The organism is Ferroacidibacillus organovorans (genome assembly GCF_001516615.1).
Lineage (GTDB): Bacteria > Bacillota > Bacilli > Alicyclobacillales > SLC66 > Ferroacidibacillus > Ferroacidibacillus ferrooxidans_B.
Map to the genome: position 1 here is coordinate 43795 of NZ_LPVJ01000001.1, position 12546 is coordinate 56340.

14 protein-coding genes are annotated in these 12546 nt (G+C 54.3%); 9 read left to right on the plus strand and 5 right to left on the minus strand.

What is annotated here, in order from left to right; genetic code table 11:
• Positions 1-55 precede the first annotated feature (55 nt).
• The gene (gene deoC, locus ATW55_RS17095; protein ID WP_336433203.1) at positions 56-1159 is read left to right on the plus strand and encodes a deoxyribose-phosphate aldolase; all 1104 of its coding nucleotides are present in this window, start codon (positions 56-58) and stop codon (positions 1157-1159) included.
• A gap of 10 nt (positions 1160-1169) precedes the next feature.
• On the opposite strand, the gene ATW55_RS00250 is transcribed toward deoC, so the two are convergent.
• Positions 1170-2165 carry a Na/Pi cotransporter family protein gene (locus ATW55_RS00250; RefSeq protein WP_067710896.1) on the minus strand — a complete coding sequence of 332 codons (996 nt, stop codon included), beginning with the start codon at positions 2163-2165 and terminating at the stop codon, positions 1170-1172.
• A gap of 102 nt (positions 2166-2267) precedes the next feature.
• Here ATW55_RS00250 and ATW55_RS00255 point away from each other — a divergent pair, with 102 nt between their 5' ends.
• Complete coding sequence (locus ATW55_RS00255; RefSeq protein ID WP_067710898.1) at positions 2268-3530, plus strand: class I SAM-dependent rRNA methyltransferase; 1263 nt, start codon at positions 2268-2270, stop codon at positions 3528-3530.
• Between the two features lie 31 nt (positions 3531-3561).
• Here ATW55_RS00255 and ATW55_RS00260 read toward each other — a convergent pair whose 3' ends face one another.
• From ATW55_RS00260 to ATW55_RS16200, 3 genes are all read right to left on the minus strand, one after another.
• Entirely contained in the window at positions 3562-5094 is a 1533-nt protein-coding gene (locus ATW55_RS00260) for a S8 family serine peptidase (RefSeq protein ID WP_067710899.1), read from the minus strand.
• A gap of 67 nt (positions 5095-5161) precedes the next feature.
• Entirely contained in the window at positions 5162-6178 is a 1017-nt protein-coding gene (locus ATW55_RS00265; RefSeq protein WP_082685390.1) for a beta-ketoacyl-ACP synthase 3, read from the minus strand.
• Between the two features lie 135 nt (positions 6179-6313).
• On the minus strand, positions 6314-6484 hold the full coding sequence (locus ATW55_RS16200; protein WP_160327129.1) for a hypothetical protein: 171 nt from the start codon (positions 6482-6484) through the stop codon (positions 6314-6316).
• A gap of 157 nt (positions 6485-6641) precedes the next feature.
• On the opposite strand from ATW55_RS16200, the gene ATW55_RS00270 reads away from it, so the two are divergent.
• From ATW55_RS00270 to ATW55_RS00280, 3 genes are all read left to right on the plus strand, one after another.
• On the plus strand, positions 6642-7952 hold the full coding sequence (locus tag ATW55_RS00270) for a uracil/xanthine transporter (protein ID WP_067710903.1): 1311 nt from the start codon (positions 6642-6644) through the stop codon (positions 7950-7952).
• A 33-nt stretch (positions 7953-7985) separates the two neighbouring features.
• On the plus strand, positions 7986-8480 hold the full coding sequence (def, locus tag ATW55_RS00275; protein WP_067710905.1) for a peptide deformylase: 495 nt from the start codon (positions 7986-7988) through the stop codon (positions 8478-8480).
• Between the two features lie 86 nt (positions 8481-8566).
• Complete coding sequence (locus ATW55_RS00280) at positions 8567-9328, plus strand: TVP38/TMEM64 family protein (protein WP_067710907.1); 762 nt, start codon at positions 8567-8569, stop codon at positions 9326-9328.
• A 39-nt stretch (positions 9329-9367) separates the two neighbouring features.
• Here ATW55_RS00280 and ATW55_RS00285 read toward each other — a convergent pair whose 3' ends face one another.
• A complete protein-coding gene (locus ATW55_RS00285) occupies positions 9368-9760 on the minus strand; it encodes a hypothetical protein (RefSeq protein ID WP_067710909.1) in 393 nt (130 codons plus the stop codon).
• Positions 9761-9867: 107 nt separating this feature from the next.
• Here ATW55_RS00285 and ATW55_RS00290 point away from each other — a divergent pair, with 107 nt between their 5' ends.
• The 4 genes from ATW55_RS00290 to ATW55_RS00305 all read left to right on the plus strand — a co-directional run bounded on the left by ATW55_RS00290 (position 9868) and on the right by ATW55_RS00305 (position 12459).
• A complete protein-coding gene (locus ATW55_RS00290; RefSeq protein WP_067710911.1) occupies positions 9868-10878 on the plus strand; it encodes a DUF294 nucleotidyltransferase-like domain-containing protein in 1011 nt (336 codons plus the stop codon).
• A gap of 5 nt (positions 10879-10883) precedes the next feature.
• Complete coding sequence (locus ATW55_RS00295; RefSeq protein ID WP_067710913.1) at positions 10884-11639, plus strand: 3'-5' exonuclease; 756 nt, start codon at positions 10884-10886, stop codon at positions 11637-11639.
• Between the two features lie 84 nt (positions 11640-11723).
• Positions 11724-11900 carry a 30S ribosomal protein S21 gene (gene rpsU, locus ATW55_RS00300; RefSeq protein WP_067710915.1) on the plus strand — a complete coding sequence of 59 codons (177 nt, stop codon included), beginning with the start codon at positions 11724-11726 and terminating at the stop codon, positions 11898-11900.
• A 124-nt stretch (positions 11901-12024) separates the two neighbouring features.
• Complete coding sequence (locus tag ATW55_RS00305; protein ID WP_067710917.1) at positions 12025-12459, plus strand: GatB/YqeY domain-containing protein; 435 nt, start codon at positions 12025-12027, stop codon at positions 12457-12459.
• Positions 12460-12546 lie beyond the last annotated feature (87 nt).

Sequence of the window (12546 nt, forward strand, 5' to 3'; positions counted from 1 at the left end):
AGGAGAATGTGCGAATGACGCGTGGGCTTATGCCTTGAAAACGGGGGTATTGAGGATGGAAACAAAACGCGCGGTAAAGCGCGTCGATGTGGCGGGCGGTTTGATGTATCGCTATCGCGACGGCGTGCCAGAGGTGCTCTTGATTGATGATCGGTTCGGGCATGTCGCGCTTCCCAAAGGGCATGCAGAGCCGGGAGAATTGCTAGAGGAGACGGCGCTGCGCGAGGTGCTTGAAGAAACAGGCATGCGCGGGCGCGTCGTGACGCCGCTTGCAACGATTTCTTATCGGGCGCAGACAAGCGGTGAGTGGGTTGAAAAAGATGCACACTACTACTTGCTTGAGGCAAGGTCAGGCGCGATCACACCCCAAGAAGAAGAGATTCAAGGCGCACGGTTTGTCACGCTTGAAGAAGCAGAGGCTCTGATGCTTGAAAAAGGGTATGAAAACAATCGAGAACTCGTCGCCCGCGGCATTGCGCTGCTTCGCGCCAAGGGGGAGACACTCACGAGTCTTGCCGACTGTATCGATCACACGCTGCTTTCGCCGCAAGCGACGCCGAGTGAGGTGGATCGGCTCTGTCGCGAGGCACTATGTTATGAATTTAAGAGCGTTTGTGTCAATCCGCTGTATGTTCGCGCGTGCCGGCAAAAGCTTGCAGGATCGGTCGTCGAGGTGTGCACGGTGATCGGCTTTCCACTCGGCGCCACAGGCCTTGAAAATAAAGTGGCGGAGGCGCGCCAGGCATTACTTGACGGTGCGACAGAGCTTGATATGGTGGTGGCGATTGGGCTTTTGAAGGCGGGGCACACGGATGCTGTGCTGGAAGAGATTCGCGCGGTCGTCGATGCTGCAAAAGGACGCGCAATCGTGAAGGTAATCCTTGAGACGCCGCTGCTTTCGCCTGAACAACAGCAGCTCGGGGCAGAACTCTGTAAGCAGGCGGGTGCGGATTTTGTCAAGACGTGTACCGGCTTTGCAGGTGGCGCCACCGTGGAGGCCGTCGAACTTTTGCGCAGGACGGTCGGAAGTGAGCTTTTAGTAAAGGCGTCGGGCGGAATTCGCGATCGCGCGACGGCTATGAAGATGATTGAGGCGGGTGCTTCTCGCATCGGTGCGAGTGCGGGACCTGCACTGTGTCGTGAACCGCTTGCCAACTGAGAAAGACGCGTCAAGCGGATCGTCGGCGATCGGGGATGACAGCTGTGAGCAGCCGCGCAAACAGGCGGGAAAAAGGCAGCGCGGCAAGGGATGAGATCACGTTAAAGAGCACGTGGGCGACGACGATTTGCGTGACGGGGTCTTTTGTGACGCTTTGGACGAGTTTTGCGAAGGGCAGGAGCGCAAGGAAAAAGATGCAGGTGCCAAGCACGTTTAGCAGCACGTGAAAGGCGGCGACGCGAAGCACGTCGCGTGTTCCACCGATGGCCGCAAGAAGCGCAGTGGCGCAGGTGCCAATGTTGTTGCCAAAGACGATGGCGATTCCTGCGAGAAGGGGGAGCGCCCCTGCCTTTGCAAGTGACATCGTGAGCGCTGTGCTGGCGGATGAACTGCCGATCATCGCGGTCACCACAGTTCCGGCGGCTATGCCAAGCATGGGGTGTCTGCCTGCCTGAAGCAGCAGATGGGTCACCCAGGGAGAGGACGCGAGTGGCATCGTCGCGTGAGTCATCAGGCCAAAGCCTACAAAGAGCGTGCCAAACCCGATGACAGAGAGTCCCCACGCGCGTATTCGCCTTTGTGCAGTTGCTTTGATCGAAACGCTCGAAGGGCGTTTGTGGGGCGCGAAAAATGAAGCAAGAAAGGCGATGGATCCGGCCGCGACAAGATAGGGGCCAAACGCGTCGAGATTGAGCGAGAGCAGCCCGACGGTGAGTGTGCTGCCGATGTTTGAGCCGAGGATGATGCCGATCGTGTCAGCAAAGCGAAGCGTTCCCGCCGCCACGAGCCCCATCGACAAGATCGTGACGGCGGCGCCTGACTGCAGCATGGCCGTTGCGACAATGCCGGTGAGCAGTCCGCGAAATGGCGTCTTGACGAGTCGCTCAATCAGTCGCTCGGACTCGCGATTGCTCAGTTCTCCCATGCCGCTGCGCAGTGTGAAAAGTCCTATAATGAACACAAGCAACCCAGCCGCGACTTCCATGACCATTCGAGTATAAAACAAAGGTTTCGCTCCTTATGGGACAGGTCAATCATAGATTTTATATGCGGACAGGCTCGCTCATTAGTACTGGTGATCTTTTGCCGTGAGAAAAGAGGAATTCAATTGAAAGAAGTTTTTCTTAAAAAAGATCGTAGAAGGCGCTTGGAAGATGGCCACCCGTGGATCTATCAAAATGAGATCGCAAGTGTAAAAGAGGATCCCAAAACGGGGGATGCCGTCGTTATTCGCAATCATCAAGGCCACGGCCTTGGCGTAGGATTCTATCACGCACAATCCCAGATTGGTGTGCGTATCGCTTCGTATGATCCGAAAGAAACGCTAAATGATGCGTGGCTAAAGCGCTCGCTAACCAAAGCGTGGCTTCACCGCAAGCGTTTTCTCCCGCAGACGGCCAGTTGTCGGGCGGCGTTTGGCGAGGCTGATGATCTGCCTGGCTTAGTTGTGGATAAATACGGCGATGTCGCCGTCATTCAAGTTCTGTCTGCCGCCATGGAGTTGCGAAAGGACGCAGTGGTGCGCGCGGTTCGGGACGTGCTCGGAGTGACTTGTGTCTATGAGCGCAGTGACGCGCCTGTGCGTGCACTCGAAGGATTGGCGGACGCGGTGGGCCCGCTTTACGGAGAATGCGCAGATGTTGTGGAGATTAAGGAGAATGGTCTCACGTTTCTTGTCGACATCGCAGAGGGGCAGAAAACAGGCCATTTTTTTGATCAGCGTGAGAATCGCGCGGCGCTCGCGCCCCTTGTGCGGTTTGCGGCATCAGAAAAACCGCGAGCCGATCTGCGGTATCGCGAAGGCGCCTCGGAAGTGGCTCACGGCGCGCGCACTGGTGCGACGGTGCTTGACTGTTTCTCGCACACAGGGGGATTCAGTGTTCACGCGCTTCACTATGGTGCGGCGCACGTGACCACGGTTGACGCGTCGGAAAAAGCGATTGAGGCGGCTGCGCGCAATATCAGGATAAATCATTTAGAAGAACGCTCAACCATGCTCGTCGCAAACGCTTTTGATCTTTTGCGCGAGTATGAGCGCGAGAAAAAAAGGTTTGACGTGGTGATTCTCGATCCACCGGCATTTGCGAAAAATCGTGCGGCCATTCCTGGAGCGTTACGCGGATACAAAGAGATCAACTTGCGCGCACTCAAATTGATCCCGGACGGAGGTTTTTTGGTGACAGCGTCTTGTTCATCACCAGTTTCGCGCGCAGCGTGGCACGAAGTGATCGAAGAGGCGGCCGTCGATGCACACAAACTGCTGCGCTTGATTGACGACCGCAGTGCAGGGGCAGACCACCCACGGCGAATTGGGATGCCAGAGAGTGACTATCTCAAATTCTCTGTGTATCAAGTGCAGTCGCGCGCTTGACACTTCAGCGTTTTTGAAGTGTCCGATCGAGTCACGGCTCCATTTTCCGCATAGATTTGGCGAGTGAGCGCGCACTGGCGAGAAACCACGAACACGGTACGGCCGTCTGCGCAGGTGTTACGGTCAGTGAGACGAACGAATCACTGCCAGGTGAGACAGAAACTGGAGTCGTTGTGGCATTCCCACCTGCTGAGGCAGACACCTGATAGGTTCCGCCTGTGAGGTTGGCGAATCGGAACATGCCGTCGGCGCCTGTTGTAGTGGTTTCATTTACTGCAGTGACGACAGCCCCGGATACTGCGTTTCCAAACGAGTCAATCACCTGGCCGCGAATCGATCCGGGAAAACCTGTCGCAGGTTGTGGTGAAACGGCTTTTGCTGCATGGAGAGGTCCATACCCTGTGGCAGGGTTCCAGCCACGGTCGGCACTTCCTGCCGTCTGCTCGACGATCGCAATCGTATCGGCGCCGCGCAGTGCCGCATTGTGTGATTTTGCGTAAGCGATGAGCGCCGCGCACAACCCCGAAACCACTGGGGCTGCCATGGATGTTCCGCTGAGCGCGTCGTAGTTATTTTCATAACCGTAGCTGTTGAGGGTGACGGTGTACGTCGGCATCGTGGAGAGATAGGCGACACCTGGCGCGGCAATGCCAAGATCCTCGCCGGAATTGGAAAAAAATGCAGGTTGCCCTGTTTGATCGAGCGCGGCGACAGAGAGTGCGTAATTGCACCCTGCTGGGTAGTCCGGCGCTGATGAACCGTTGTTGCCAGCCGCACAGACAATCGCGAGTCCTTTGTTCCAGGCGTACGAGATCGCGTTTTGCAAAGTTTGACTGTAGTTGCTGCCGCCAAGGCTCAAGTTTATGACGTCTGCGCCGTGATCGGCTGCAAACAGAATCCCGTCTGCGATCATTGAAGTGGCGCCAGCACCGTTAGCGTCGAGCACCTTTATGGGCATGATCTGCACCGTATTAAATGAAATTCCCGCAACACCGAGCGCATTGTTGGTTACAGCCGCAGCGATTCCTGACACATGTGTGCCGTGTCCATTGTCATCAGACGGTTCATTGGTTCCTGCGACAAAGTTGTATCCAAGCACGTTTCCTGATGTATCGCGTGCGATGTTACCCTGTAAATCAGGATGTGTAAGGTCAATCCCGGTGTCGATGACGGCAAGATAAGCTCCCTGCGGGATGGCTTCGAGTGCCGTAAAGGCGGATGGCGCGTTGACAAAGGGAAGGCCCCATTGATTGACGTTCCCGTATTGGGAAGAGGGATAGAGTCCTTCATAGTACGGGTCATTCGGTGTAAGTGCCGCGTAATAGTGTGAATCAAGTTCTGCATAGGCGACTTCTTTATATTTCCTGTAGCGCGCAAGTACGCGCTCCTCCCGTCCGTGAATGACGCGCACGCGGTGATAGTGCAGGATGGGATGGATCGAGAGTAGCGCCGCGCCGTGGCGCAAATGGATTTTTTTCCAGACATCTTCCGCTACGTGTGGTGCGCAAAAACGGTCTATCGCAGGATATGGGGAGCTGTTGAGTGCGGCCTGTACGAATGACAACCGTCAATCGCCTGAATTTTACGATTAAGCAAAGCGAAGGCGGGAGCAGTTCACTGGAGTGCCTCTTTTACATTTGAAAGAGCGCGGAACCCCATGTGAGTCCTCCGGCAAACGCTGTGAACATGACGCGATCCCCGGGGCGTACGCGGCCTAGTCTGTTCCATTTGTCAAAGGCAAGAGGGATCGACGCGGCGGATGTGTTGCCGTACTCTTCAATACAAAGGGCGACACGCTCGGGCGGGATCGCAACGCGCTCACCCACGGCCTCTATAATGCGGAGGTTTGCTTGATGGGGGACAAGTAAGTCAATCGCTTCGGGTTTTAAGTTTTGGCGCGCGATGATGCGGTTGACGCTTTCAGACATGCCATTGACGGCGGCCTTAAACATGGCACGACCATCTTGCCAGATGTATGGCGTAATCTGTTCTCGCTCAGAAAACGTGCGTATAAATCGCTCCGAAACGCCGCTGCGCGGTGTAAATGCAACCGCCGCCCGCTTGCCGTCCGTGTGCAGATCAAAGTCGACGAAACCGCGCACGGGTTCATCTGCCGCTGCTTCTGTTGCACGCAACACGACAGCGCCTGCACCGTCGCCAAACAGGATGCAGGAATTGCGGTCCGTATAATCGAGATAGCGCGTGATACCTTCTGCCGCAACGATCAGCGCCGTGCGGTATGCACCGTTTTGCAGAAACTGGCTTCCTTGTACAAGTGCGTACACAAAACCTGCGCAGACGCCGTTTGTGTCAAAGGCAGTCGCGTTTGTGGCGCCGATCCCGGCTTGTACCATTGCGGCCATTGGAGGAAAGACAAAGTCTCCGGTGATGGTCGCACCGATGATCAAATCAATCTCTTCTGGGCGTACAGCTGCGTTTAAAAGCGCCTTGCGGGCAGCTTCTGTCGCCATCTCTGAAACGGTCTCGTCTGTAGACAGTTTGCGTCGCTCGCGAATTCCTGTGCGTGTGCGAATCCACTCGTCGTTCGTATCGACAAGTTTTTCCATATCGGCGTTTGTTACAATTCCTGCGGGAACGTGGCTGCCTGTTCCAATGATTTCGACGTGATACTTAGAAATTGTGATCAGCTCCTAATACATGTTCATAGCTGATGACTATTCTACTCGCAGTATGTCTTTTTGAGAAGTGGACGATGAGCGTGTGAATTTGGGCAGGTTGATGGATCCGCCTGCCCAAAGGGATACACAGAAAAAGACATTGGATCAGCGCTTCTGACGACCCGGGTTAATCGTAAACTCTTGGGCGTGGCGATCGCGAATCGCTTCAAAATTGACATCGTCAAGGCGATCTGTGCGCAGCGCGTCAGGCAGTTCATTTGCGCGATGAACATTTTTAGGGTCGACCCCAAGACCGGTTTCGCTTTTTTTTTGCATTGATCATTCCTCCTCTGACATAGCATCCTCGAGCTTGGATGAATTCATTCCGGAAACGATTGCCTGATGTGGTATGATGTTGAGTCGAAAGTGTCACGCTTGAATGACGGACAGGCACATTTTTACTGCGGTGCACGCGCGCGAAAGGTGGACTACGGTGGCCCAAAAAAATTTTTCGCCGTCGCTTGGCCGCGACGCGGTGGCTGGGATTCAGTGGCTTTTGTTTATGTTTGCAAACACGGTGGTCATCCCTGTGTCTGTCGGGGCTGCGATGCATCTGTCACCTGTCGCTGTTTCCGGATTTATGCAACGCTCCTTTTTATTTACAGGACTTGCCTGTCTGCTTCAGCTGCTTTTTGGTCACAAATGGCCTTTGATGGAAGGTCAGTCTGGCGTTTGGTGGGGAGTCATTCTCACCGTGCTCACAGGTGCGGCAGAAGCGGGTCAACCGCTTTTAAAGGCGGGTGGCAGTCTTGAGATGGGCATCCTCGCGTCAGGGATTCTGATCATGATCTTTGGCGCGCTTGGGTTAGGCCGGTTTTTGCGGAAGTTTTTCACGCCAATGGCGATGAGCGTTTTTCTCATTCTGTTGGCGGTGCAGCTGATCTCGATTTTCTTTCAAGGGATGGTCGGTTTGACGCATGCCAAGCACATCGATGTGAGGATCGCTGCACTTTCGATCGCACTGATCATCCTTGTCGTCACGCTTAGTCTGCGCGGCGCGCGACTGCTCAGCAATTTTGCGATTCTCATCGGTATCGCGTGTGGTTGGATTGTTTACCGGATCGCGATTCATCCTGCCGCAGCCTTGCATACCGCGCCGTTTGCTTCGTTATTCACGCCGTTTGCGTGGGGGAAACCATCGTTTCAAGCCGGAATCTTGATCACGGCACTGATCACGGGGCTTATCAACACGACGAACACGGTGACGACGATTGAAAATGCGCAGGTCTTATTCTCGCAAAAAGCGACCCATCGCGATTATGTCCGCTCCTTTCTTGTCACGGGATTTAATACCGTTATCGCGGGTCTCATCGGTTTGGTTCCCTACGCGCCATACACCTCGTCACTTGGGTTTTTGCGCTCGACGCAGATCTTTGCGAAACGGCCATTTGCCATCGGCGCGGTTCTCTTTATGTTGCTTGGGCTTATACCGGTCGCCGGCTCCTTTTTGGCCACTCTCCCAGTGAGTGTCGGGGATGCGGTACTGTTGGTTGCTTATCTGCAACTTTTTGGATCTGCGCTCCAGGTCATTGAAAATGTCACGTTTGACCACAAGACGATCTACCGAATCGCTTTGCCGACACTTGTTGGCATCGCGATCTATGTGACACCGGCCTCCGCCTTTCTCTCGATTCCAAGCGCCGTCCGCTCGTTTGTCAGCAGTGGACTTTTGGTTGGTGTGGCGGTATCCGTTGTCATGGAAAACACGATAAAATGGCATCGCGCAGAAGTTACTTCGGCGTGATGAAACGACTGTCCGATCTGCAAGGAGGTTTCTATGGCAATCTATGATATTGTAAAATTTCCAAACCCTGTGCTCACTACGCCTGCCAATCCTGTAAAAAGCGTGACGCCAAATGTCCTCAAGGTGCTCGACAACCTCGCGGAGACGATGAAATATGCCAATGGCATCGGCCTTGCGGCGCCTCAGGTCAACATTTTGAGACGACTTGCCGTCGTCGATGTAGAGGACGGTCGCGGTCGCCTCGATTTGATCAATCCAGTCATCGTGGAGGGACGCGACGAGGCGATCGGCCCGGATGGCTGCCTGTCGATCCCCGGGCTATTCGGAGACACGATGCGCTATCGCTATATTCGTGTGCGGATGCTTGACCGCTCCGGCCAAGAGGTGGAAATCGAAGAGACCGATTTTCGCGCGCGTGCGATTCAGCATGAGATTGATCATTTGGACGGGATTCTTTTTACATCAAAAGCGATTCGTCTCTATCGCGAAGAGGAAATGCGTCGCGAGGCAAACCAGAAAAAGGGATGATCGCACTGTTTCTTTACGCGTTCTGTCCATTGGCAGTTTGAGTACCATATGGTAGAGTAAGAGACGTTTCAAACGACCCGAAGGGGGTGATCTCGATCTTAAAGCGCGTGGACAAGCAAGCGGAGCGACCTTTAGAACTCAAACCGCTCCCCGTCGCGATCGGGCTCATACTCGTCGTTTTTGCAGTGTGGCTCTTTTTTCACTATCGACATTCATGGCATCACATCACGCTTTGGATTCAGTCCCTGGGAACGGTCGGAATTGTCGTTGCCATCCTTCTGATGGCCTTTTTTTGCGTCATTCCAGTGCCGTCTGAAGGCTTGATTCTTGTCAATATGGAAGTGTACGGCGTACTATGGGGGCTAATCTATTCGTGGATTGGCGGCGTCGTTGGTGCGGTGGTCGCGATGTATCTGACGCGTTGGATCGGGCAGGGGTTTGTCCGTCGCCTGATTCCTTCCGAACGCCAGCAGCAGGTTGATGAGTGGGTGGCAAAGCGGGGAACCTTTGGGCTGTTGGCGCTGCGCTTGACGCCTTTTCCTTATCACGCGCTCAATTATGCGGCAGGACTTCTCAATGTTCGTTTTTTTCCGTTTTTGTGGACGACCGCACTTGGCATCATCCCGTTTGACATTTGGATGGGGGGGTTTTTTGTCGGATTTAGCCACGGGGTTATTCCGGCGATTCTAAGTGTCCTTGTCGCAGTCGCTTTGTTAGGCGGCTTCAGCTTCTTGTTTCGCGGAAAACTGGCATCCGTGTTTCGGCCAGAGCGCGATGATGAAGGGAAGCCGCCTGCGCGTGATGGTGACCATCCGGCGGATTCGGTGATCGAACGTCTCGGCAAATGAGCGGTGCGGCAAGGTGGATTTGCCATCTGTCGGGGCACATCAATCCTTGCTCAGAAAACTTTTGAAAATGCTGTGCCATTGCGCCACTTTTTGCGCATTTTCTGGCGTGACATAGCGCATTGCCTTTTTGACATGTTCAGTTGCGCGCGGATCAAACATAGGCTGTCGCACGCGCACGTATGGCATCTGCTGCTGTAAAGGCGGCATGGAGGGATTCTGCCGCGCATTTGCATTGAGCTGACGCGTGACGGGTTGTGCAGGAGATGAATTGTGCTGCGATTGCTTTACTACGCCGCTTTGTGGTGAATTGGCAATGCGGTCCATTCGCCGTTTGACGCCATTTCGCACGAGACCTGACAGTTGTTTTGTCGACTGATTGTGAAAAACATCCAGTGCAAGCGCACTCGCCTTTAAAAAGGTATCCAGTTTCACGTTGCTCACCTCAAACGCTATGATATAAAGCGTATGCGCGAACGCGGCGGCGGGCGACGGGCAGGTGACTAGCTTGATGCGGTTGCCAAAGGGGTGAATTCAAATTCGTGGACAAGGCGCTTGAGGCGCTGCGCAAGCGGCGCGAGGAACTGATCCATATCTTTGAGGCGCGCCGAGCAAGCGGCGTACAGGCGGCGTTTGAGCAGGCAGCGCGTGAGCATAAGCGAATTCACGCCGATGTCTTTTCGCTCGCAACGCGCCATGTCGAAGAACAGGGGTTTTGCGCGCCACCCGGTGAGGCGACGTTTCTCATGCTAGGGAGCGGCGCGCGGGGCGAACAGTCGATTCTTTCTGACCAGGATCACGCGCTCGTGTTTGAATGGCCGGATACGGACGCGACACGCGCGTATGTTGAGCGCTTGACGCGGGTGACGGCTGCGCTTTTAAGCGAGGTTGGCTACGCGCTTTGTTCAGGTCATGTGATGGCGAGCAATCCACGCTGGCAGGGGACGCCCCTTTCTTGGCAAGATCGTCTTGAGAGGTACTATGACCATCCGGATTGGGAGAGCATTCGCTTTCTTCTCATTGCGGCGGATGCCTCGGTCATTGTCGGGAAAGAGGGTTGCGCAAGCGCGCTTCGCGAAGGTGTCGCATCGCGCATCGCGCGGTCTTCTTTCATACGCTGGAAGATCGCAGATCAAGCGATCGCGCAGGGTGTCGCACTCACGCCACTCGGACAACTTCGCCTTGAAGGAGCGAGCGGAAAAGGGTACTTTCATGTGAAAGAGGGACTCTATACGCCGCTTGTCAACAGTGTTCGCCTTTGGGCGCATAGTGTTTTGATCGAAGTTCCATCGACGCTTAAGCGAATTGAGGCGTTAACTGCACAGCGGGTGTGGTCTGAGGCGCTCGCGGAGCGCGTCAGGGAGGCGTTCATGACGGCACTTGACGCGCGTGTCAGCCACCACCTGCGCCTCTATGAAGCGAATATGCCGATGGATGATCGAATCGCGCTTTCAGAGCTTGATGATCCTTCGCGTCGCCGTTTGAAAGATGCGCTGCGAACCGCCAAATCTCTCCAACAAATGACGGCGAAGCAATTCGCGCGATCGGGGTGAATCATGTGGGGTTCGAACGCATTCGTGTATTAAAGCACCTTTTTGGGAACTCCAATACGGAGCTTGATCGCGGACTTGAAAATGCAGAGTCCCTGCAGGCGCAAGTCGAGATGCGTGCGACGCTGCGTGCGATTCACGAGCATGGGATGTCTGATCTGCCGCTTACGCAGGCCCCCTACGCCGTCATCGACACGGAGACGACCGGGTTTGAGGTGCAACAGGATCGCTTGCTGTCGCTTGCGGCTGTGCTTTTTGATCAAAGTGCGAGTGTGCGTGAGTTTCACACGTTCGTCAAGCTGCGACAAGGGGAAGAAATTCCACAAGTCGTCCGCGATTTGACGGGGATAACAGAAGATGCGCTGCGCGACGCTCCACCGCTTGAACATGCGCTTCAGACATTTTTACAGTTTATCGGCGATCGTGTGATTGTCGCGCATCACGCAGGTCACGATGTGAAATTCATCAATGCGGCGTTGCGTCGCCACTTTGCAATCGAACTCCAACAACATATTATCGACACCGGGAAAGTGTCGCTCTGCGTGCATGATCTAAAAAAATACCCGAGTCTTGACGCGTTGCTTGAATTGTATAAAATCCCAGTCACGGAACGTCACACTGCGCTTGGCGACGCGCGGATGACCGCGTGTGTGTGGGCGCGCCAGATTCAGCTTTTGCAAGCGCATGGCGTCACGACATTTGGACCGCTCTGGGAGCGTCTGTACGTGCTTGAAAAGCTGGTTCGCGAACAGCAGTTGAGTTGACACTCCGCTTTGCAATCGCCTATAATGCTTAATGATGTGCATAGGTTATTTTAGCGGTTTGGCTTCGCGGAGGGAGGGAAAACCATGTCCGAGATTAAAATTCGGAAGAACGAGTCTTTGGAGAGTGCTTTGAAGCGATTTAAGCGCGCAACAGCCAAAGACGGGATCCTCGCTGAAGTCAGAAAACGCAAGCAGTATGACAAGCCGAGTGTGGCCCGCAAGAAAAAAGAGATTGAGGCTCGTAAGAAGAAAAAATACTGAGTATTCATGTCCATATGGGTTGTTTCTGCTTTCTTTCGCGTTTGGACAACTCTAAAACATCAGCGACCATTGGCAACGGTGGTCGTTTATCGTGTTTGTGAAGAATTTCCGGGAGTGAAAGCGCATGATGGAAAAAATGGACCGTGACATTAAAGATGCGCTGCTTGCCAAGGATAAAGTGCGCGTCAGCGTGCTGCGCATGGTGAAGTCAGCGGCAAAAAACATAGCGATTGATGAACGGCGTGAGTTGACAGAAAAAGATTGGAACAACGTGATTAAAAAAGAAGTGAAACAGCGGCAAGATGCGCTGGCGGCGGCCGGATCAGGGCGACCTGATTTTGTGGCGGAAATGGAAGCGGAACTCGCAGTTCTAAAAGGATATCTGCCAGAGGAACTGTCCGAGACAGAGATTCGCGATGTGATTATGCAAGTCATTCAGGATACCGGTGCGACTTCAAAAGCGGATCTCAAAAAGGTGATGCCTGTGGTGATGGGCAAACTGGCGGATCGCGCGGATGGACGCACGATCAATCGGCTTGTGCAGGAAGCTCTCTCCTAGAATTTAGTATTGGTATGTGTAGTATTACGGGTTGGCCGCAGAAGGGGTGATACGCCTTCTGCGGTCTTTTTTTTGGTTTTCTGCATA